Source organism: Pseudomonas sp. GW821-FHT09C08 (genome assembly GCF_059418125.1).
Map to the genome: position 1 here is coordinate 1,115,145 of NZ_JBWKPG010000001.1, position 22,671 is coordinate 1,137,815.

Genomic DNA, 22,671 nt, shown 5'->3' on the forward strand with positions numbered 1-22,671 from the left:
AAGCAAAATATACCAGTTGACAAAAATTCGCGAAAAAAGGAATTTATTCCACCTGATATAAATTCTGGAGTGACCCGATGTCCGCCGCACCTCCCTCCCCTCAGGTCATGCCTGAAGACAGCGTCAACACCCAACGCGGCAAGGCCCGGCGGATCCTGCTGACACTGGCGACCGTGGCCGTGCTGGTCGGTGTGTCATGGGCCGCCTGGTGGTGGATCACCGGGCGCTTCATCGAGACCACCGACGACGCCTACCTGCAGGCCGACAGCATCAGCGTGGCGCCGAAAATCAACGGCTACGTCGCCGAGGTGCTGGTCAGCGATAACCAGGACGTCAAGCGCGGCGACATTCTCGTGCGCCTGGATGCACGTAAATACCAGGCCGTCAGCGACGAGGCCTCGGCAACGATTGCCGCGCGCGAAGCCGATTTCGCCAAGGCCCAGGCCGACCTGGTGCAGCAGGATTCAACCATCGCCGAAGCCCGCGCGCAGTTGCAGGGCGCGCAGGCCGATGCCCAGCATGCGCAGACCGAAGTCGCCCGCTATGCACCGCTGGCCCGCTCGGGTGCCGAACCGGAAGAGCGGCTGGCACAACTCAACAACCAATTGGCGCAGGCGCGCAGCACGGTGGCGGCCAAGCAGGCCGCCTTGCGTTCCAGCCAGACCCGCTATGGCACGCTGCAGGCCCAGCTCAAGCAGGCCCAGGCGCAACTCGGCGTGGCCAAGGCCAGCGAGGCGCAGAGCAAGCTGGATGTGGATGACGCGGTGATTCGCAGCCCGCTGGATGGCCGCATCGCCGATCGCGGCGTGCGTGTCGGCCAATACGTGCAGCCCGGCACGCGCCTGTTGACGGTGGTACCGGTCAGCGCGATCTACCTGACGGCCAACTACAAGGAAACCCAGATCGGCGCGATGCACCCCGGCCAGCGCGTGAGCGTGCACGTGGACGCCCTGCCCGGCCATGACCTGCAGGGCCATATCGACAGCCTCTCCCCTGGCACTGGCGCGCAGTTCGCGTTGCTGCCGCCGTCGAATGCCACCGGCAACTTCACCAAGATCGTCCAGCGTGTGCCGGTGAGGATTTCCCTCGACGTGCCTGACGACATTCGCGCCGCCTTGATGCCTGGCCTGTCGGCCACCGTGGACGTGGACACCCGCACCCACGGCGCGGACGCCAACCATGGCTGAGGCACTCATGGCCGGGGTGGCCGCCGAGACACCGCGCAACGCCTCGCTGACCGACTGGATCGCCGTCGCAGCCGGGGCGCTTGGCGCGCTGCTCGCCACCCTGGACGTCTCGATCACCAATTCGGCATTGCCGCAGATCCAGGGCCAGATCGGCGCCACCGGCACCGAAGGCACGTGGATTGCCACCGGCTACCTGATGTCGGAAATCGTCATGATCCCCCTCGCCGCCTGGCTGACCCGGGTCTTCGGCCTGCGCCGGTTCCTGATCGGCACGGCGCTGATGTTCACGCTGTTTTCGATGTTCTGCGGCCTGTCTTCCAGCCTCGGCGCGATGATCGCCGGGCGCATCGGCCAGGGGTTCGCCGGTGGTGCGATGATCCCCACCGCCCAGACCATCGTGCGCACCCGCCTGCCCCCGCATCAATTGGCGATCGGCACCACGATGTTTGGCATGACGGTGATCCTCGGGCCCCTGCTCGGCCCGGTGATTGGCGGCTGGCTGACCGAAAATATCAACTGGCGCTGGTGCTTCTTTCTCAACCTGCCCATCAGCATCGCGTTGATCACCTTGTTGATCACCGGCCTGCCCACTGAGCGCATGAACCTGCAACGTTTCATCAGCGCCGACTGGCTGGGCATTCTCGGCCTGGCCATGGGCCTGAGTTCGCTCACGGTGGTGCTGGAAGAAGGCCAGCGCGAGCACTGGTTCGACTCGCTGCTGATCAGCTGGTTGAGCATCGCCACGCTGGTTGGTTTTTTCCTGATCGCCGTCGGGCAATTTCGTTCGAGCACGCCGATCCTGCGCCTGCGACTGGTGCTCAACAAAAGCTTCGGCAGCGTGCTGCTGATCGGCACGGCAGTTGGCGCCGGCCTGTATGGCACGGCGTATCTGGTCCCGCAGTTCCTCGGCATTCTCTCCGGCTATAACGCCCAGCAATCCGGCGCGATCATGCTGCTGTCCGGTATCCCGGCGTTCCTGCTGATGCCGATCCTGCCGAGGATGCTTGGCCGCTATGATCTGCGCTGGATGGTCGGTATCGGCCTGTTGCTGTATTGGGCCAGCTGTTTTGTCGATACCCAGCTCACCGCCGACAGCGTCGGGCATGATTTTGTCTGGTCACAGCTGCTGCGCGGTTTCGGGCAGATCCTGGTGATGATGCCGCTCAGTCAGCTGTCGATGCGTTCGGTCGAGACCCAGGATGCCGGCGACGCGGCCGGGCTCTACAACATGTCGCGCAACCTCGGCGGCACCATCGGCCTGGCGCTGCTGGGCGTGCTGATGGACCGACGCAGCCACTTCCACGACGACCGACTGCGCGAAGGCATTCTCGCCAACAGCCAATTGACCCAGGATCACATGGCGAGCAACGCCGCCAGCTACCTGGCGCAAACCGGCGACCCGTCCACCGCGCATTTGCAGGCGTTGACCCAACTGGCCAGCGACATCGCACGGCAAGCCTCGGTGATGGCCTACAACGACGCGTTTTACCTACTGGGCCTGGCGATGCTGGCGTGCCTGCCCCTGATCTTCATTCTGAAAAAGCGCACGGTACAACGATGATTGCTCGCTCGTTTCCCCTCCTCCTGACCGTCGGGCTGCTGTCCGCCTGCACCGTGGGCCCGGACTACCATGGCGCACCCGACGTTGCGCCGAAAACCCTCGCCGCCGCACGCTTGCCACATGCCGACAGCGGCGTGCCACACGCGCCTGCCGTCGCGCAGTGGTGGCAGGGGCTGGGCGATCCGCAGCTCAACGCGCTGATCAGCCAGGCCCTGCAAAACAGCCCGGACATCGCCACCGCCCGGGCCCGACTGCGCCAATCGCGCGCCAGCCTCAGCGGTGCGCGTGCGCAGGCGATGCCCAAGGTCACGGGCGATGCGGCGATGCTCAAACTGCGCTCGCCTGATACCTCGGCGCTGGGCGGTGGTGGCGGTGGGCGCGGCCCGCTGAGCCTGTACCTCGCCGGCTTCGATGCCAGTTGGGAAGCCGACCTGTTCGGTGGCACGCGCCGCGCCGTCGAAGCCGCACAGGCCGAAGCCGACGCCGCACAGGCACAACTGGCGGATGCCCAGGTGCAATTGGCCGCCGAAATCGTGCAGGCCTACACCGACCTGCGCGACCAACAGGCGCGCCTGGCGCTGGTAGAGGCGAGTGTCGACATCGAAAACCAGGCCCTGGACCTCACTCAACAACGCCGCAACCGAGGCGTGGCCTCCCAGCTGCAACTCGAACAAGTGCTCACCCAGGCCGAAAATACCCAGGCCCAGCGCTTGCCCTTGCAAGCCGCCATCGTCGAATCCCAGGACCAGCTGAGCCTGCTGTGCGGCCTGGAGCCAGGCGAACTGGATGAGCGCCTCGCCACACCGCAGGCACTGCCTTTCATTCCCGCCCAAGTACCCGTGGCCGATCCCGCCGCCCTCTTGAAAGCCCGCCCGGACATCCGCGTCGCCGAACGCAAACTGGCCTCCAGCAACGCGCAGATCGGCGAGAAAACCGCCGACTGGTTCCCCAAGCTCAGCCTGATGGGCGACCTGTCCTTCTCAGCCGGCGACCCCGGCCACCTCGCCCGCAAGGACAACGGCACCTGGTTGATCCTGCCGCGCCTGACCTGGAACGTGCTGGATTTCGGCCGCGTCGCCGCCAGCGTCAAAGGCGCCGAAGCCGGTCGCGATGAAGCGCTCGCGCAGTACAAGAGCGTGGTCTTGAGTGCACTGCGCGATGCCGACGTCGCCCTGGCGCGCTACGGGCATCAACGCCAGAACGTGGTGCTGTTGCGCAACGTCGAATCTTCAGCGGTACGCGCGGCGGACCTGACGCGCCAACGTTATCGTGCGGGCACCGCGAGCACCCTGGATTGGCTGGATGCGGAGCGCACGCGCTACCAGGCGCAGGAGAGCCGGATTTCCGGCGATGCCGAATTACTCAAGGACTTTGCCTCGCTGCACAAGGCCCTGGGGCTGGGTTGGAGCTTGTGACGACGGCGTTTACACGCCCTTGCTGCCTGAGACACACTGGCGACTCGGCAGCGCAATAAAGCGCGCCGACGCGCCACTCAGGGAAGAACATGCTCTCCATTCGGCAAGCGACCCAGGCCGACCTCGACGCCTTGCGCGAAGTCGGCTGTGAAACCTACCGGCAACACTTCTCGGCCATCTGGTCGCCCGCCGGCTTGCAGGCTTTTCTCGACCAGGACTTCTCAACCAGCGCCCTCAGCCGCTCACTCGCCCAGCCCGACCAGCACGCCTGGTTTATCGCCGCCGATGACAGCGGCCACCTCGTAGGCTTTGCCAAGGTCAACCGGTCCACCCCAGCCCCCGTGACCGGTGAACCCGGCGCCGAACTGCAAAAGATCTACTTCCTCACCAGTGCCGCAGGGCGCGGGTATGGCAAGCAACTCCTGCAGTTCATTCGCCAATGGGCATTGCAACGTGGAGAACGCTTGCTCTGGCTGGATGTCCTCAAGAGCAATGCCAATGCCCGTCGCTTTTACGCCGCGTCGGGTTTCCAGCAGGTTGCAGAAATCCCCTTCAGCACCGACCTGGCAGAAATCGGCATGGTGGTCATGGCGCTTGAACTCACGCCATCGGAGTCATAGATGAAAGACTTGATACAAGGCCTCGATGGCCCCAGGACGGCACAGCAGGAACTGTTCTACGACCTGGAAGATGCGGCAGCGGTCATAGGCTGGTCCGTGGTCGAATTGACGGCCATGGCGGCCAACGCGAAAACCCCAGACGAAGCCGTGGCACTGATGAAGATCAGCGCATTACTGACGGCCCAGCAAGCGAAAATTGGCGGGTACGCCGGGGAGGTGAAGGAGCAGCGTATTCTCAGGAGTGAGGGGCCGGCTTGATGGATTGGGTATCGGTGCTGGGGTTTGTTGTGGTGTGTGCTGGCTCTCCATACGACGGTCACAAAAAAGCAGCTATCGGCCAATAAGTGAAGCGGACCTGGCGCCCTAGGGTGACGTAAACTTCGATATCGACTCTCGCAGAGATGGCCAAGTGGGCAAGGGATCGGCAGGCGCTAAAACACCTGCGGAGCCAAAGTTCGCGGGGCCAGTGTCGATCAACAACAGCGGGGCCCGCGTGAATCGTAGATCAACGTTTCATGGCTTCACACTTGTTACGCAAACTGTTGTCTTGGATGTTCCCGCAGCTTTGGCCATCAACTTTGGCATTGCAGTAAGCACGTTGACACAACAGGCGACCTCCGACACTCAAATACAAAATAATTCCAGGTCAAAAATAGCGACCTATACTTCTTCAAATTTGCTGTCGAATGCTGATGGAGAAGTCACGGATGAAGACCGTAAAGCATCGCTCGGGTGCATCTTTTACGCCTCACTATTATCGGATTACAGCTCCAGCAATACTCATGCTGGCTGGCGTTGCGCACGCTGAGCAGGCTCTCCCTCTAAATCCGCCCCCTTATGATGGCAAGCTTGGGCTAACAATCAAGGACTCGTCGAAGCCTCAATTTTCTGCTTCACCCACTGCGCCGAAAGGCGCACCAAACGTCCTGATAGTGTTACTGGACGATGTCGGGTTTTCGGCATCCAGCACCTTTGGCGGCCCCGTCAACACACCCACCCTTGAGGCGCTCGCGGACAAGGGGCTTCGCTACACCCAATTCCACACCACTGCCATGTGCTCTCCAACCCGAGCAGCGCTGCTGTCAGGGCGCAACCACCACTCGGTTCATACCGGTCAAATCATGGAAATGGCCACCGGCTATCCGGGCTACGACTCCATGGTCGGCAAGGACACAACCGGCATCGGCACTATCCTGCGTGACAATGGCTGGAACACCGCCTGGATCGGCAAGGATCACAATGTGCCTGATTGGGAAACCAGTCAGGCTGGCCCCTTCGACCGCTGGCCAACCGGTTTGGGATTTGAGAAGTTCTATGGCTTCATCGGCGGAGACATGAATCAATGGCGAGCTCTGGTATTTGATGGCACTCAACCCATCGAACCTTATGTCGGCAAACCGGATTACAACCTCGACTACGATCTCGCCGATCAGGCAATCAATTACCTTCATATGCAGCACTCGGTAGCACCGGATAAACCGTTCTTGCTGTATTACGCGCCGGGCGCGACCCATGCGCCGCATCATCCGCGCAAACAGTGGGTGGAGAAGTACAAAGGTCAATTCGATATGGGTTGGGACAAGCTGCGTGAGCAGACTTTCGCCCGCCAGAAGCAACTCGGAATTATCCCACCAGAGACACAACTCACTGCTCGGCCCGAGAGTATTCCAGCGTGGGACTCGTTGAATGCCGATCAGAAGAAACTTTATTCACGCATGATGGAGATTTACGCAGGCTACCTTGAACAGACTGACTACAACGTCGGCCGTGTTGAAAAGGCCATTGATGACATGGGGCTGCGCGACAACACGTTGGTCATTTACATCGTCGGTGACAACGGGGCCAGTGCAGAGGCGGGTCTCAATGGCGCCACCAATCTAGAAGCGGCCATGAATGGTGTTGTGCCAACGACTGAACAAATGCTGTCGCAAATCGACGACCTGGGTACCTGGAAAACCTATAACCATTACCCGGTGGGATGGGCACATGCTATGGACACGCCGTTCCAGTGGACAAAGCAGATTGCCTCACATTACGGCGGTACGAGAAATGGCATGGTCATCTCCTGGCCCGGGCACATCAAGGACGAAGGTGGTATCCGCACGCAGTGGCACCACGTGATCGACATTCTGCCCACCATACTTGACGTTGTTCATGTACCGGCCCCCACCTCTGTCGAAGGCATCAAACAACGGCCAATTGAAGGTGTGAGCATGGCCTATACCTTCGATCAACCCCAGGCTGCATCCACGCGTACGACGCAATACTTCGAGCTGTTCGGAAACAGGGCGATCTACCATGACGGCTGGGTAGCAGCCACCACACCAGTGGCGGCCCCCTGGTCTACCAGCGTGCCAGATGTTGACGTCATCACCGGTTATAACTGGGAGCTTTATCACGTCGAGAAGGACTTTAGTCAGTCCAAGGACGTAGCCAAAGACATGCCAGACAAGCTCAAGGAAATGCAGAAGCTGTTCTATGCTGAAGCTGCCAACTACAGTGTATTACCGCTCAATAACGATCGTGTTATGCGCCTCAATCCGATCAATCGACCAAGTCTTTCACCAGGGCGTACCTCGTTTACTTATTACGCAGGAAGCAAGCGCATCCCAGAGGGGGTAGCGCCGGACATCAAAAATAAATCCTGGAGTCTGACCGCCAACGTTGAGATCCCCGTGAGCGGAGCACAAGGCATGATCGCAACGCTTGGAGGCCTGTTTGACGGCTGGGCGTTCTATCTCGACAAGGGCAAGCCTGTGTTCCATTACAACTTCGGCAATATCGGACACACCAGCATCATCGCGCCTGACGCACTTACACCCGGCAAACACAAGTTGGTGATGGACTTCAAATATGACGGCGGCGGAATGGGCAAAGGTGGCGTAGCCACATTGTTTGTTGATGACCAGCAAGTCGCCCAAGGACGCATTGAGCACACCGTGGCCGTGCGATTCACCATGAGCGTAGAAACATTCGATATCGGTGAGGACACCGGTACTCCCGTGAACCTCAGCTATGACGTGCCATTTGCCTTCACCGGGGAGATCAAGGACGTGACCATCGACCTCAAGCCGCAGCCACCGGAAATTGCCAAGGCTCAGCAATTGATCGACCAAAAAGCAGCGCAGTTGGCTGAAGAGAGAAAGTGAGATTACGCGGCGCCTGACCGGGCGCCACGTAGCGCTTTCAAATATTTTCATTTGCCCCAGGGCAGAAACCAATTCGTAAGGTGCTATCGATGGTTGCTCCAAGCGACACACAGAGTAACCAGCGACTGGCACAGGGGCGGTGCAAAACACCCCCCGTTATTTGCTGAGGGAACACCATGTTGTGTTCATCGCCACGTGGTGATGCTCCCACGCCGACGCTAGTCATCGGTTTTATAACGACCCGACAGACGTTTTTAGACATTCCCGCACGGAGCGATTTGATGGGCAAGCACTGTAAACGATGGGGGCTTTTGGTTGCGGTGGTGATGGTCGGCAACCAACAGTTACTTGCAGCTGAGGGTGGCGTCGGCCGGCCTATCACCGGGCAACAAGTTTTTTCCAATGCTGGGATAGTGCCACCAGAGCCTGGCTGGGTGATGTCCCTGACCAGCATCTGGTATGACGGCAGTCTCAAGGGCGGCCGCTCGGTGCCTGTCGTGGGCGAGTTGAGTTCCGGCCTGGACATGAAAGTGTCTTACACCATGGCCAACTTCACCCACGTGTGGGACACCGGCAAGGGACGTTGGAACTACGCGTCGGCCATCGGCGTGCCTGTGCAATATACTGATATCACCGCAAATCTCAGTGGCCCCCGTGGCCGAACATTGGGCACCGATGATTCGGGCACTCAGTTTGCCGATATGCTGGTTACGCCGTTCGCTGCTGGTTACCACTTCGATGAGCGCAATCATATCTCCTTCTCCTTGCCGATTTATCTGCCGACCGGCGCCTACAATGACAATCGCCTGGCCAATCCGGGTCAGAACAACTACACCTTCATGCCCACCGTCGCGTTCACCCATCTGGATGGAACTGGCGGTGAGTTCTGCCTGTTAAGTGCTATTGAGTTCTACACCCAAAACGACGCCACACGTTATCGCAACGGTAATATCTTTCGGCTTGATGCGCTCTGGACTCACGGATTCGGGGGTGGTTGGAACGCCGGATTAGCGGCGGGCTACATCCAGCAGATCAGTGATGATAAAGGCGAAACCGCAGATTTCCTGCACGGGTATCGTGGACGTTCTGTAGGCATGGGACCCGCCATTGGCTGGACTGGAAAGTTTGCGGACGCTCAAGCCAATATCAATGTCCGCTGGGTCCCCGAGTTTGATACTAAAAACCGACCAGAAGGAAATGGCTTTAGCGTAAATATCACCTTGGCGTTTTTCTGAAACTATAAGATAACTTCGAGTTTCAAGACGCACCTGAACGCGAGCCATTGGATGACAGAAGCCCTTTGCAAGGGACTACTTTCGCGATCGGCAGCAATCGGCAGAGGCCGCCGGTCGGGTCAGCCAGCTTCCGACCCGCTTGCGTCATTCAAAACTGGCTAATTGGCCAAAGTCCGACAATTGAACGCCTCTATGAATTCAGGGGCGATGCACTTTTACTGCGCACGGAGTTCATTCCACGTAACGCAGCCACAAATGCGTCAGACCGGAGATCGCCTGTGCAACTGCGCAAACGCGTGATTGCAGGTCTTCCTCGCTAGTGTTGTAGAGCGCACAGAAGTCTCTGGCTACGACGTTAGCCAAGGATGTATCAAGTGGCTCAGCACGAATGAAGCCGATGTAAGAAGCACCTACGCCCATCAACTCAAAGCCATGCGCTTCCGAAAAATGGCGCGCAACCGCAAAGTTCTTCGCTGGATCCAGGTCGGAAGTGAAATAGCCATTCGGAAAAGCCGCGAGTGCCTGGCAAGACTGCTGAACGGGCACCACGACAGCTGAAAGGGGCTGTTCCAGAAGAGAGACAGGGTTGTTCTGATAACCGATCCACTCCTGCAGGGCCTGCTCATCCAGCGTCAAACCATGAGCGCAAGCGTCTTCGAAAGACGTGGCTACAACCAGGTTCATGAAATTGCGAAGACAGATTGCGAACTCGGCTTTCGTAGTCGGATAGCCTATGTATTCACCATTCTCGAAGCACTCTGGCGGTAAACCCGCGATGTCCTGCTCCGATGCATCGTCCATCCCTGAATTGTTGCGCGCATGTCCCGAGGTGTAGCGGGCCTGGTGCAGATCATCGAGCGAGAACAGAGGTGTAAATCCAGGGTGCGACCCAGCAATCTTACGACGAGCATCGGCGAGATCGTCAAAGCTGGTAATCCCGCTCACAGCGTACTCATCGCATGTACCTACAGACGGGTTGTCACGCATGCCATTACCGCGAAATTCAATCTCCATAACCTGTTGACTGCTCCATGGTGTTACTGAATTGAGTGAGTAATCCTAAGCGTTCCAGGCTCATCAGCGGAAGATACGCTTGCAAGCGACAACAGGCCTTGGGTTACCTCCCCATGAATGGCCGATACTCCTTTTCTTATTGATGAGTATCAGCTTCCTCTGCGGGATAAAACTCGCCCTCCTTCCCGATTTTTTCCAGCCGTTCGCGCACAATTACCTCAACGCTGGCCACGGCGGCTTGGTCGTCAGAGTTGACCAACTGCACGCACAGGCGCCGGACATTCTGATCGTGGGTGCCCTCGCTCATCATCTCGTGAGTGAAGACCTGTTCGCCACGCCATAGGCATAACTGGGTATGCGTTTCGCCGAGCCATATTTCGTTGATTGATCTAAGGTCGATGGTAGCTAGTTGATCAACGGTGATTGTCTTATCCATTGCGCTGTACCTTACCCATGAGTAGATACAGGTAGACTTACAGGCATAGCGGGTCGTTCCACGCGTTGGCAGTCCAACCGGGCTAATGGTGGTTAAGCACGTTCCGGTTAGAGCCAGGACAATTGACGATTGGAGGCGGACAGTACGAGCAGACAAGGGCCATCACGTGACTGATCCTGCTTTTTGACATCCAAATGGCTGTGCCTGAATCAACCTTGATCTCCCCTCCTCGGGCCGTTGCTGCAAGCTAAACAGATGGCGGGCAGACTACGGAACGGCCGACAGCTGTCGGCCAAAAGCGGGCATTGAAAACGGGGTCAAACCACAATTCTTTAACGGTGGTCTGACCCTATTTTTTTGGATGGGCTGCCATTTGAGAGCCGTGCGCGCGACAAAATAAAACTGCCCGTTATTCCTGTGCTTGGGACAGAATGAGATCTCCCTTAGACACTCGGCCTCGCACACCATGGACGACATTCATTTCACACCGGAACAGGTGGCCTCGCGATCTGGCATTGCTCAGGTGGATAAGGATGTGAGGCACTGGCTAGTGAGGCTTCCCATCGCTGAGAGACTCGATTTTTTAAAGCAACTGTGGCCACTGAACTACCGATACACACTCAAACTGCTCCAGGCTGCACAGCTACCGAGGCAGGAAAACGAGAATATGTTCAGGCACTGGCTGCGTACGGGCCAGCACAATACGGCGCAGGAACTTATAAAGCGGTTAGAGCCGGTTTTGGGGGAGAGAAAGTTCTGGGAGATTGCTTCGCAGGAGGCGCTGATGCCGGTTATGCGGGATTTCTTAAATTACTATGGCGGTGGGCGGTTGGGCTCTCAATCCGACGTAAAGTGTGAATAAACTTATTTTTTGGTAAGCGTGACGATCGTCGATAAACCACACAAAGAAGCAGTCTAGTACACATGTGCTTTTCGTCGGCAGCTACCGCGAGGGGCTGCAATTCGAAATAACTGATCAAACCGAAGCCTGACTCAGGCTTCGGTTTAACGCCTCTTTATTGCGTCGCGATGGCTGCGTCACGCTCCAGCTTTTTGGTTTTTTCTTGAGCCTCTGCACTCAACTGCTGAGGCTGGATGTTGATGTCCACTTTTTCGAGAGTGCCGGTAAATGGGAACGGCCCCTCGTAGTCGTTGGAAACCGCTTCGCCAGTATCGCGACCAATGTCGAAGGACTCGGTTGCGCTGTAGCGGATCGGCGGCACGTGAGCAAAACGGGCTCGCCCGACTTCCTTGCCATTGATCAGCAATACACCCGTACCGCCACCGCCAAAGGTTTTGTCTTCATGCGTGTACTGGAATTCGGCGACCACCTTACCGGCAGGCAGCTTTTCCGGTGATTTGATCTGGTCGCGTTCCTTGCCAAAGAAGTTGTTCTCGTACACCAGGTAACCGTCCTTGACGAACAGCGTGTATCCCGCGCTGCCACCCTGGGCGACAATGACTCCCTCGGTTTTCGCGTCGGCTTCAAACACGGCGGTCACCGTGTGAGAGCGAGCCTTGACGTTCGGCGCTGTACCTTCCGGCACTCGCACAGTCCCAGGATAGAACGTGAACTGATCACGACCGCGAGACAGGCTCGGGCGGTCCGGAACATTTCCACGCTCTACAAAACGGTCGTCCAGCGGCAGTACGTTGTACTTCCTGGCCTCGGATTCGAACAACGCCTGAAGCTGTTTGAGTTTGGCCGGATTCTTCGCCGCCAGGTCATCTGCCTGGCTGAAGTCCTTGCTCAAATCGTAAAGCTCCCACTTGTCATTCTCGAAATCCCCCTTGCGCCCCAGCAATTCCCACGGCAAACCGTGGCGAGCGGCTGCTACCCAGCCGTCATGGTAGATCGCGCGATTGCCCATGACTTCGAAATATTGGGTGGTGTGCCGGGTCGACGCTTTAGCATCGTTAAAGCTATAGAGCATGCTGACACCCGCCAGCGGAACCTGTTTCTGCCCGTTGAAGGTCTCCGGCATTTTGATGCCGGCCGCCTCGTAAATGGTCGGGGCCACGTCAATCATGTGATGCCACTGATTACGCACCTCGCCATGCGCCGTGATACGGGCAGGCCAACTGACGGTGAAGCCACTGCGTGTACCGCCGAAATGACTTGCCACCTGCTTAGTCCACTGAAACGGCGTATCCACAGCCCATGCCCAGCCCACTGAGAAATGGTTCTCATGTTTAGGGCTGCCGATTTCGTCAATGACTTTCAGCATGTTCGGCACGTTGTCCGGAATACCGTTTTGCGTGGCCATGTTGTTGACCGTGCCATCCAACCCGCCTTCGGCAGAAGCACCGTTGTCACCCAGTGCTAGCATGACCAGGGTGTTATCGGCGTTCGGACTTTTAGCCACGGCATCCAGTACGCGCCCCACTTGCTCATCAGTCTGGGTCAAGAAACCGGCGAAGACTTCCATCTGCCGACTGTACAAACGCTTTTGATCGTCGGATAACGTGTCCCAGGCCGGCAGTTCTGCGGGGCGGGGAGTGAGTTTGGCTGAAGCGGGGACAATGCCCAGTTTTTTCTGCTGAGCAAAAACCATCTCACGATAGCTGTCCCAGCCCATATCGAACTTGCCTTTGAACGGTTCTATATAGGACGCTGGAACTTGATGCGGCGCATGCATGGCACCAGGAGCGTAGTAGACGAACCAAGGCTTTTTGGGCGCCACCGATTGTTGCTCGCGCAGCCAGTTGATCGCGTGATCGGCAAGATCTTCGTTGAAGCTGTAGCCCTGTTCCGGAGTTTTTGACGGCTCTACCGGCACAGTATTTTCAAAGAGCTGAGGGTAGAACTGACTGGTTTCACCCCCCTGAAAACCATAGAAATAGCCAAATCCCTTGCCGGTTGGCCAGCGATCAAAAGGCCCTGCCGAGCTGGTCTCCCAGTCCGGCGTGTCATGCCACTTGCCGAACGCGGCGGTGGTATAGCCGTGATCCTTGAGCACCTGTCCGATGGCGGCGTTGTTGTCCTCCCAGACGCTGTTGTAGCCAGGGAACCCCGTTGCGCCTTCAGTGATGCCGCCCATGCCGACCTGATGATGATTGCGCCCAGACAATAACGCTGCGCGAGTCGGTGAGCACAAAGCGGTGTTGTGCATCTCGTTGTAACGCAAGCCTTGCTCGGCTAATCGATCAAAGTTGGGGGTAGGCGTCAGGCCGCCGTAAGCCGAAGTACCGGCGAACCCGAGATCGTCGATCAGGATGACCAAGACGTTCGGTGCATCTTTGGGCGGGGTCACAGGTTGCGGAAAGTCGGACTTGGACGTTTTGTAGGTTTCACCGACGGTGCCTCCGAATGGTGGCGTCGGAAGCGGCAGGCTGGCGCCCGCCGTTGCGGGGGCGGCGGCTTGGGTGGTCAGCGAGCCGACACTGCCAAGGAACGCGGTGGCCAGCATGAATGACGGTTTACTCGGTTTAGACATGCATCAACTCCCTTTGCATTCAAAAGTCTCAGGCAATCATCTGATAACACTCATCCAAGCCTGGTAATCATCAACGTGGCACCCACTATCTCGCTGGGTGAACGGCCTTGAGCAATCAATCCGGACATGGCTCGCAGATAAGGCGCTGTATGCGCAAAGAACTGGTAGTAGCCCTTACACAAATAGTTGAGCCCTGGTTCGCCTTCATCTGTTTCGATGAAACGATGTTTTGGGCATCCCCCCCAGCACCCTTTCAACATGTTGCACTGCTGGCACTGCTTGGGGAGTGAGGTCAGTTTGTCCTGGCCGAACTTCTGTTGCTCCGGGGATTGCAGCAAAGTGGACAGGGACTGCTGGGTGAGATTGCCCAGGCGGAATTTCGGATAGACGTAGTGATCACAGGAAAAAACATCGCCGTTATGCTCGACGACCACCGCCCGGCCACAGGTGGGCTGGTGATGACAAGCCGCGCCGGGCTCGCCCATGTAGTTCGCAAGCGCCCACTCGAAGTTCATAACGTAAATCCGGCCCACGTCACGCTTGATCCAGACATCGAAGATCGCGTTGAGAAATGTGCCGTAGTCTTCTGAGCCAACAGACCAGGAGGTCAGATTCGGTTCGGCCTTGTGCGAAGCACTCAGCACCAGGTCACTGTCCGGGCCGTGCAAGGTGAAACCCATGGCAGCATCCGCCACGTCGGGAAGCCTTTCGACAATGGGGATGAATTGGATGTACTCGACGCCGAGCTTGCGGAAGAACTCGTACACCCTGAGTGGATCCTGGGAGCTGCGTCGGTTGACGCATGCGAGGACGTTGAAGCGAACCTTATTTTTTTTCAGCGACTCAAGCGCACGCAGAACCAAGGCATGGCTTGCATTACCGCCGGAGGTGACACGGTACTCATCGTGAATATCGGCCGGGCCATCTAGTGACAAGCCCACCAAAAAATCATGCTCGGCGAAAAATTGACTCCACTTGTCGTCGATCAGTAATCCATTGGTCTGGAAGCTGTTGGTGATCTTGCGGCCAGCGCCATGAACCGCCTGCATCCTTATCGCATGCTGGTAGAACTCCAACCCCATCAGTGTCGGCTCGCCACCCTGCCAGGTGAACGCTACTTCGGCTTGATCGGTATGCGAAGCGATGTAGTTTGCGATGTAACTTTCCAGCACATCCAGACTCATTCGATGACGACGCTCGTCACGATACAGCGCGGCCTTTTCGAGATAGAAGCAATAATCGCAATCCAGATTGCAATCAGCCCCGCTGGGCTTGGCCATGACGTGAAATGTGTAGGGTGGCGCTGGAACATTCCGAGCATAGAAGACTGCTGACATCGACTTGACCTTTCTGCCTTTGCGAAGTGCAGCATTGACTATAGACGGGATTCGCAAGCGGGCAATTGGCAAGAGTGTCGATCAAACGGACAAGTTTGTGAGCAGCAATAGCGGACAGATTCTGATCATGTCCTGTATGTCCCGCTTGGTGGGAACCCATCGCTGCTATGAAGCATTACTGCCAAAGCCGCGGAAAAATTTAAGACGCGGTTATTGGTACGCCTTTCCTAGATTGAACCTGGGAGTGTGCTTGATGCCAAGCAGCCTGAGCATCCACTCTTCATTCAAGGCGAATATCGCGTCAAAGCGGACAAGATCCTGAAATGTTGGTTGTTCGATAATGCGTGTTGGAAAGTCAGCTTACTGATCGTGCCATAGGCCAGTGGAGCGTAGTCGTCTACTCTCCCTGGCCACCATCGACGGGTGTTCTGGCAGTTGAATGGCGCAGGCGTCTTCAGAACTGGTACTTGAGCCCCACCATCACGTTGCGCGGATCACCGCTGTAGTAGCTGTTGTAGAGGCCGTAGCCTGTGTAGTACTCGCGATCAAAGATGTTATTGAAATTAAGCGAGGCACTCAGGTGCTTATCGATGTCATAACGTGCCAACAAACCGACCACGGCAAAACTACCCTCCTTGGCCTCCGATTCCAGTGACTCGTTGACGAAGTATGTCTTGCCCTGCCAGATAACGTTGCCGCCAACGGTCAGGTCCTTGAGCGCACCGTTGAGCTTGTAGGTGCTTGCCAGCTTGAACTGGCGCTCAGGGCGCTGGGAGTCGATACGGTTGTGCTGCTCATCACGCGGCTGGGAATAGGTGAACCCGGTCAGTACCTGCCAGCCCGGCAATACTTCGCCGGAGGCCTGCAACTCAAAGCCCTTGGTGGTATTGGTCACACCCTCGTAAGCATCACGACCGTCGTCGGTGCTGCCTACGTACTGCGCAAAGTTGTCCTGCTTGGTCTTGAACACCGCGATGCTGGTGTTCAATGCACCGCCGTAGAACTCGGACTTGAGGCCAGCCTCGTAGTTCTTGCCGGCCATGGGTTCCAAGACTTTGCCGCTTATATCGATGTTGCTTTGCGGTTCAAAAATGTCGGTATAGCTGACATAGACCGAATGCTGCTCAGTCAGGTCATAGACCACGCCAGCGTAGGGGATGACCTTGCCGGTTTTCTTGGCATCATCATGGTCAGGGTTGGCCGGGTCAGAGTTATAACCCAGCTCGCCTTCGCGCTTGTAGTTGACGACGCGGCTACCTAGGATAACGGACAGATCGTCCGTAGGTTTGAGGCGCACCGCGCCAAAAGCGCCGACTTCCTTGATGTGATAATCCTGGGAGCTCCAGGTTACGTAGGACGTAGGGCGAGGCGCATTATTGCCCCAGTTGTCAAAGTCCACGCTCGGGCGCGCAGAGGTTGCATCGGCATTTTGCGAGAAGTAATCCGAGCGGCGGTCGCTGACATTAAGCCCCAGGATCAAGTCGTGGGTGCGACCGAGCAAGGAGAACGGCCCGGTGGAATAAGCATCCACCGAATCGGTGTTGATGACATAGGTCTTGTGGCTACGGAACAACTGGGCTTGACGGGTCGTTTGGTCTGGGTAAGGGCCCCAACCGATCAGGTTGCCTTGCAGTTGCTCGGTGTCGCCTTTCCAGTGGCTGGCTTCGACACGCAGCATCCAGTCATTGTCGAAATGATGCTCGACACCGCCAAAGTACTTGGTGCTTTCACTGTCGGCATAGGCCCATCTGGCCGCCGGGTTTTTCGAGCGGGAAAAATCGGTACGCGTGCCATCGGCGTAAAACAACGGCAACTGGCCAAAGCTGGAACCGTCGGAGTTGATCTTTTGATAGTCGATACCGCCATACACCATGGTGTTGTCGCTGATGTCGGCTTCACCGATGGCGTAGAACACGTTTTTCTTCGACGAGTAGTAATCGATGAAGGAGTTGGAGTCGTCGTACGCCGCGACGACCCGACCCCGCACTGCGCCGTTTTGCGTGAGGGGCCCGGACAGGTCCATCTCAGTGCGATAGCGATCCCAGCTACCGCCACTGCCCGACACGTACCCCTGGAATTCCGTGGTAGGACGCTTGCGCACTAAGTTGACCACGCCCGCCGGGCTGCCGACGCCGCTCATCAATCCAGTGGCGCCGCGTACGACCTCCACCCGGTCATAGATGGCCATGTCCCGCACACCCAGGCCGTTGGTGTTAGTGGTGAAATCTGAAGTAGGCACGCCGTCGTACTGGAAGCTATTCAGCGCGAAACCACGGGAATAGAAGTTGAAGCGCTCGCTGTCGTCATGCATCACCGACACACCGGGGGTTTGCCCCAATACTTCAGAGATTGTGCCCAAGCCCTGATCAGTCATTTGTTGGCGGGTGATCACCGTCACTGATTGTGGTGTTTGGCGCAGGGTAAGCGGCAACTTGGTTGCCGTACTCGTCGCGCCCGTAGTGTAGGACCCGGAGTTCTCCGTCGTCACACCCAGCGCGTGCCCCTGAATCGTGGTTGCGCCTAAGTTGAGCGCGTCATCGCTGGCGGATGGGGCGATCAAATAACTGCCGTCTTCGACCTTCTGCACCTGCAGGCCGCTTTGGCCGATCAGGCTTTGCAGGGCCTGCTCCACGGTCATCTGGCTGTGCAGCGCCGGGGCTTGCCGGCCCTCGGCGATATCCGTGGCGAACAGCACATGGCTGCCGGTTTGTTGCGCCAGCGCATTGAGGGACTTATCCAGCGCTTGCGCGGGAATATCCAAGCGGTAGGTGCCGGATTGCGCATTGGCGGCCCCCGCCAGTAACAGGCTGGAAGCCAGTAATGCCAGACGTTGCACTCGCGTGTTCTTACCCATTGTGATCCCCAGTGATGAAAGTGCTCTCTATGGGCAATGGCGTATGACGCTGTAGGAATCTTGATGTCGTGTTGAAAATAATTCTTGTCTGTTAGCGAGTCTTGTTAAGAATCACGCGGCCATCGGCGGTACGTATCAGGCTCACCGGTAGAATCCGCGGCAGCATTTCGATCAGTGTCTCGACGCTTTTACTGTCGAACTCCCCCGACAGGCGCAGTTCACCGGTGGCTGTGTTGGCCACTTTAATACGCTGCTCGCGGTACTGCTGAAGGTCGCGCACGACCTCACTCAGTGGCGTACCGTCGAAGCGCAATTTACCCTGCTGCCAGGCCGTCAGCGCCTCGCGGCTTGCCGGTGCCACCGTGCCGATCCCTTCAGCGGTGGCACGCACCTGCTCGCCCGCCTTCAGCAGGCGTGGCGCGGTGTGGTCATTGTTGACCTCGACACTGCCCTCGATCACACCCACATCCACCCCACGCTCATCGCTGCGTAGATTGAATATTGTGCCTATGTCCCGCACTCGTACGCCCTGGCTACGCACAATAAACGGCGAATCGCCATGTACCACGGTGAACATCGCTTCGCCGTTCAGCAATTCCAATTGACGGCTGCGCAGGCGTTTTTCGATACGCAGATGAGCGCCGGAATTGAGCATCGCCAAGCTACCATCCTGCAAACGCACTTCCTGACGTTGGCCGATGGCGACCTGCACATCCTCCGTCTGCCAGGCCGGATCCAACTGCCACAAGCCACCTGCCAGCGCCAGGACCAACAATCCGGCACCCAGGGATTTCTGTTTGCTGCGGCGGCTTTTGGTGAAGGCTTTACCTTCGGCCAGCAAGGTTTCCTTGGACGGCACGCGCTCACGCAAAGCGTCCGCGAACGGCTGCAGCAGATCGTTTTTGGGGTCACGGGAAGGCGAGGAATTCATGGGTTTTTCCGAAGGGCTCGGCGCGCCGGCTCCCAATGCTGACCGATGGTCTTCATGGCCCGCCCGAAATGCTGGGTCACCATGTTCACCGAAATTCCCAGCTCCTCTGCGATCTCCCGTTGCGACATGTCATGGATGCGATGCAGCAGGAATACCTGCCGCTGACGCACGGGCAACGCCTGGATGATGTCTAGCAACGCCGCCAGCTGCTGCTCGAAATCCAGCGCCTGGGCGCCGTCCCAATCGTCGACGCTCAGGTACTCGGGCACATGGCCATTTAAATGAGCCTGCCGCGTACGCTCGGCGCGAATACGGTCGATGGCGCGGTTGAACGCCGTTTTACGCAGGAACGCCAAAGGCGTGGCGATGGGGTCGCGGGGTGGTTTCTCCAGCATCTGCACGCACACTTCATGCATCAAGTCGCGTGCGAAGTCTCGGCCGTGGAAGCGACGCTTGATGTAGTCAACTAGGTCGTCGTAATGGAGAGCCAGGGCGGCCATCAGGGGGTGATGTGTGGGCATTCCGAGAACTGGCGTTTATGAGAATAGATCTCATCATAAAGGGTTGAGGGGGAGATAGCGAGGGGGAGTTCAAGGCTACTGCTGACGTGCCGATAAATTTCAGATTTAACGTAGACGCGCACACTTCAATTTTGGCGAAGCGTTTTTACACACTCTGGGCCGAAAGCTGTCGCTCCTAAGAACCTAATCTGAATGCAGCTATGGCTAGGGAGCGAAGGCAGCTCATAACAAAAACGGTGAAAGTTCTCTGTCAGCTCGATGCTAAAAACAGGCTACTTGTGGAAGCGATCCAAAAAATTGCGGAAGTGATTGCCCAAATCCCAGGCAATAAAAAACCCCGTAGACGTTAATCTACGGGGTTTTTAAGAGTGGAGGCCGAGGTCGGAATCGAACCGGCGTAGGCGGATTTGCAATCCGCTGCATAACCATTTTGCTACTCGGCCTCAAACGATCAATGCCCTTACCACTGACATTCACCGCATAAAAACTTGAGTGGGCTATAAAACCCTGCCTCTACTCTAACTCATTGAATACATTGAAGTTTTTAATGCTTCGTTGCGTTCGATGGGCGCCATTATGTACTCATTTGCTTTTGCCTGCAACCCCTTGATTTCAAAAATATTTCGCATGGGGATCAAGGAGTTGCGTGCCTGCCCTACTCCTGCACGCGCCGTTCCTGATACGCCGGGTCGGCCTTGATCTGGGCGTCGGTGAAGGGCAGCGTGCGCAGTTTTTTCTGTGAGAACAGCTGTGTCTGGTCCTTGGAATGCGCGGACGCGGGGTTGCTCGACAGGGAGAATGCCAGCACGCCTTGTGCATGGGGGCCCTGGTCGTCGAAGGTGACGATTTGCAGGTAGCTGCTGCCGCTGACCACTTCGCGCTTGCCGTCGGCGCGAGGCACGGTTTGCATGGCGTTGTAGATCCCCAATTCCTGCGGGCCGCCATGCACCGGGGTCTGGCCGGACACCTGGATATCGCCCCATCGGCTGTCGGCACCCAGGCCGAGTTTGGCGACCGCAGCGCTGGAAGCCAGCATGGCTTCGCGCAGGGCTTGGGCGACGGGCGCACGGTCGATGGCCAGGCCGCGTGGTGTGGTCAGCGGCTGGGTCGGGTCGAAGGGCACGCGCCAGGCGTCGGGGATTTGCTGCAGGTGTTCGACCAGATCGATGAAGTGCACCAGGCCCAGGCCACTGTCGAGGTTGGCGTGCCGGTCCCAGGTGTTCAGACGACTACACAGCGGTTGCAACGTGGTGGCGTCGTCGCCGAGTTGCTTGGCGCAGAACTCGAGCAGGTCAGGCATGACCTGGCCGGCGAGGTAGACCTCATTGTCCATGACCATGTTCTGCAGGTCGACAACGCGGATCGGTTGCTTCTCCAGCGACTGCAGCCGCTGCAGGGCAAAACGCGCACGCGGGCCAAGGCCGATGTGGTCCTGGCTGATCACCGGTGAGAAGCCGGTCAGCGGCGCCTTGGGATTGGCCATCCAGGCCGAGTCGTTGGAGTGCTGCACGTAGTCGGTGCGCGCAAGTTGCGGCAATTGGTCGGCGGCGAAGATGCCGGCCTGGGCCGCGCGCGGGTCCACATCCCAGGCGCAGGCGCTGTGGGCGCCGTCGAGCATGATCATCTGCAGGCCGGCACGCGGGTCGCTGCACTGCGCCAATTTCGCCGCACTGACGTTGGGCACCACCGACAGGTTCATGTACAGGCTTTGGCCCTGATCATCGGCGGCCACGGTGTTGACCCATGGAATGCCTTGCAGCGTATGCACCGAGGTTTGCAGGGCCTTGAGGTCGCTGGCCTGGTTCATCGCGTACCACTGCTGCAGCACGCGGTCGTTGCCCAGGTTGGCATCGCGCAGGCTGAAGGCGTAGTGGTTGTCCCAATCGAGCTTGCCCGGCCATTGCACCACCGGGCCGAACTGCGAGCTGTAGACCGGATGCACCACGGGTTGAATGCTGCCGTCCGGCTGTTTGACCTGCACGGTCACCGTGGTTTTTTCCAGGGCGATGGATTTGCCGTCGAGCAGGTAGCGCGTGGCGTCCTTGGGATCCAGCGTCAGGCGATACAGCGTGAAGTGCTTGGAGGTATCCACCGTATGGGTCCACGCCACATGCTGGTTGAAACCGATATTGATCACCGGCAGGCCGGGCAATGCGGCGCCCATCACATCGAGCTGGCCGGGGATGGTCAGGTGCATCTCGTAGAAACGCATGCCACCCACCCACGGGAAATGCGGGTTGGCCAGCAACATGCCACGGCCATTGAACGAACGCTCTCGGCCGACCGCGACCGCGTTACTGCCGCGATCCAGGCTAAAGCGCTGTTGCTGGGCGTCTGCCAGTGCAAAGGCCTTGGCGGTCGGCCGCACGCTGGCGGTCGCCTGAGGCGGCGCCGCGCCTACCAGGGCTTCGGCAAACTGGCCGACACCGCCTTCGACCAACAACCTGCGCGTCAGCTTCACCAGGTCGCCAACCTCCAGCGGCCGCACCCATGCCGCCTGGCACTGCGCGGGAGCGCCCTGCTCTTTCAGGTATCGGTTGTAGCCGGCGACGTAGCCTTCCATGCGCTGGCGGATCTGCGGGCTTTGCGCGTTCCAGAATGCGGCGACGGCCTGCGGCGTGTTCAACCAGGTGAAAAACACGTCACTGGCCAGGTTGTTGCGTTCCTCCAGGGTCGACTGCTCGGGACCGAAGAATTTGGCGCGCTGGCCATTCACCGTCACCACCTCATTGGCCAGCAGGCACAGGTTGTCCTGGGCATACGCGTAACCAATGCCCAAGCCCAGGCCGCGCTCGTCGCTGGCACGAATATGTGGCACGCCGAAACTGGTCCGCCGAATATCCGCCGACGCTTGTGTCGACTGTTCCCGCGCCGATGCGGCCAGGCTCAACCCCAGCAACAGCCCCGCCACGCACACCCTGGACAACCCGTTGGAAATAATCACGCAGACTCCACAGTCAAATTGAACACCCTC

General features: G+C 58.3%; 16 protein-coding genes and 1 tRNA gene. 8 read left to right on the plus strand and 9 right to left on the minus strand.

Going from position 1 to position 22,671, the window contains the following annotated elements; translation table 11 throughout:
* Positions 1-77: 77 nt before the first annotated feature.
* The 7 genes from AC07OJ_RS04710 to AC07OJ_RS04740 all read left to right on the plus strand — a co-directional run bounded on the left by AC07OJ_RS04710 (position 78) and on the right by AC07OJ_RS04740 (position 9,167).
* Positions 78-1,187: an HlyD family secretion protein gene (locus AC07OJ_RS04710; protein ID WP_495094079.1), complete on the plus strand. Its 1,110-nt coding sequence runs from the start codon at positions 78-80 to the stop codon at positions 1,185-1,187.
* Positions 1,180-2,748 (plus strand): DHA2 family efflux MFS transporter permease subunit, encoded by a 1,569-nt coding sequence (locus tag AC07OJ_RS04715; RefSeq protein ID WP_106803734.1) that lies wholly within the window; start codon positions 1,180-1,182, stop codon positions 2,746-2,748. The genes AC07OJ_RS04710 and AC07OJ_RS04715 overlap by 8 nt, the downstream gene beginning before the upstream one ends.
* Positions 2,745-4,163 carry an efflux transporter outer membrane subunit gene (locus AC07OJ_RS04720; protein ID WP_495094080.1) on the plus strand — a complete coding sequence of 473 codons (1,419 nt, stop codon included), beginning with the start codon at positions 2,745-2,747 and terminating at the stop codon, positions 4,161-4,163. Before AC07OJ_RS04715 ends, AC07OJ_RS04720 begins: the two co-directional genes overlap by 4 nt.
* Positions 4,164-4,252: 89 nt before the next feature.
* A complete protein-coding gene (locus AC07OJ_RS04725) occupies positions 4,253-4,783 on the plus strand; it encodes a GNAT family N-acetyltransferase (RefSeq protein ID WP_495094081.1) in 531 nt (176 codons plus the stop codon).
* Positions 4,784-5,041, plus strand: coding sequence for a hypothetical protein (locus tag AC07OJ_RS04730; protein ID WP_495094082.1), 258 nt, complete (start codon positions 4,784-4,786; stop codon positions 5,039-5,041).
* Between the two features lie 449 nt (positions 5,042-5,490).
* Complete coding sequence (locus AC07OJ_RS04735; RefSeq protein WP_495094083.1) at positions 5,491-7,932, plus strand: arylsulfatase; 2,442 nt, start codon at positions 5,491-5,493, stop codon at positions 7,930-7,932.
* Between the two features lie 326 nt (positions 7,933-8,258).
* Complete coding sequence (locus AC07OJ_RS04740) at positions 8,259-9,167, plus strand: SphA family protein (RefSeq protein ID WP_495094270.1); 909 nt, start codon at positions 8,259-8,261, stop codon at positions 9,165-9,167.
* Between the two features lie 231 nt (positions 9,168-9,398).
* On the opposite strand, the gene AC07OJ_RS04745 is transcribed toward AC07OJ_RS04740, so the two are convergent.
* Together AC07OJ_RS04745 and AC07OJ_RS04750 are read right to left on the minus strand one after the other, a co-directional pair.
* Positions 9,399-10,181, minus strand: coding sequence for a DUF4253 domain-containing protein (locus AC07OJ_RS04745; protein WP_495094084.1), 783 nt, complete (start codon positions 10,179-10,181; stop codon positions 9,399-9,401).
* A 136-nt stretch (positions 10,182-10,317) separates the two neighbouring features.
* Positions 10,318-10,617, minus strand: coding sequence for a hypothetical protein (locus tag AC07OJ_RS04750; protein ID WP_106803730.1), 300 nt, complete (start codon positions 10,615-10,617; stop codon positions 10,318-10,320).
* A gap of 466 nt (positions 10,618-11,083) precedes the next feature.
* On the opposite strand from AC07OJ_RS04750, the gene AC07OJ_RS04755 reads away from it, so the two are divergent.
* Complete coding sequence (locus AC07OJ_RS04755; RefSeq protein ID WP_495094085.1) at positions 11,084-11,479, plus strand: hypothetical protein; 396 nt, start codon at positions 11,084-11,086, stop codon at positions 11,477-11,479.
* A gap of 154 nt (positions 11,480-11,633) precedes the next feature.
* On the opposite strand, the gene AC07OJ_RS04760 is transcribed toward AC07OJ_RS04755, so the two are convergent.
* The 7 genes from AC07OJ_RS04760 to pvdQ all read right to left on the minus strand — a co-directional run bounded on the left by AC07OJ_RS04760 (position 11,634) and on the right by pvdQ (position 22,641).
* The gene (locus AC07OJ_RS04760; RefSeq protein ID WP_495094086.1) at positions 11,634-14,054 is read right to left on the minus strand and encodes an arylsulfatase; all 2,421 of its coding nucleotides are present in this window, start codon (positions 14,052-14,054) and stop codon (positions 11,634-11,636) included.
* 50 nt (positions 14,055-14,104) lie between these two features.
* A complete protein-coding gene (locus AC07OJ_RS04765) occupies positions 14,105-15,391 on the minus strand; it encodes an anaerobic sulfatase maturase (RefSeq protein WP_495094087.1) in 1,287 nt (428 codons plus the stop codon).
* 454 nt (positions 15,392-15,845) lie between these two features.
* Positions 15,846-18,245: a TonB-dependent siderophore receptor gene (locus AC07OJ_RS04770; RefSeq protein WP_495094088.1), complete on the minus strand. Its 2,400-nt coding sequence runs from the start codon at positions 18,243-18,245 to the stop codon at positions 15,846-15,848.
* Positions 18,246-18,336: 91 nt separating this feature from the next.
* Positions 18,337-19,176 carry a FecR family protein gene (locus tag AC07OJ_RS04775; RefSeq protein WP_495094089.1) on the minus strand — a complete coding sequence of 280 codons (840 nt, stop codon included), beginning with the start codon at positions 19,174-19,176 and terminating at the stop codon, positions 18,337-18,339.
* On the minus strand, positions 19,173-19,676 hold the full coding sequence (locus AC07OJ_RS04780) for an RNA polymerase sigma factor (protein WP_003210521.1): 504 nt from the start codon (positions 19,674-19,676) through the stop codon (positions 19,173-19,175). Before AC07OJ_RS04780 ends, AC07OJ_RS04775 begins: the two co-directional genes overlap by 4 nt.
* A 390-nt stretch (positions 19,677-20,066) precedes the next feature.
* Positions 20,067-20,140: transfer RNA gene (locus AC07OJ_RS04785), tRNA-Cys, on the minus strand.
* Between the two features lie 212 nt (positions 20,141-20,352).
* Positions 20,353-22,641 carry a bifunctional acylase PvdQ gene (gene pvdQ, locus AC07OJ_RS04790; RefSeq protein WP_495094090.1) on the minus strand — a complete coding sequence of 763 codons (2,289 nt, stop codon included), beginning with the start codon at positions 22,639-22,641 and terminating at the stop codon, positions 20,353-20,355.
* Positions 22,642-22,671: the final 30 nt, after the last annotated feature.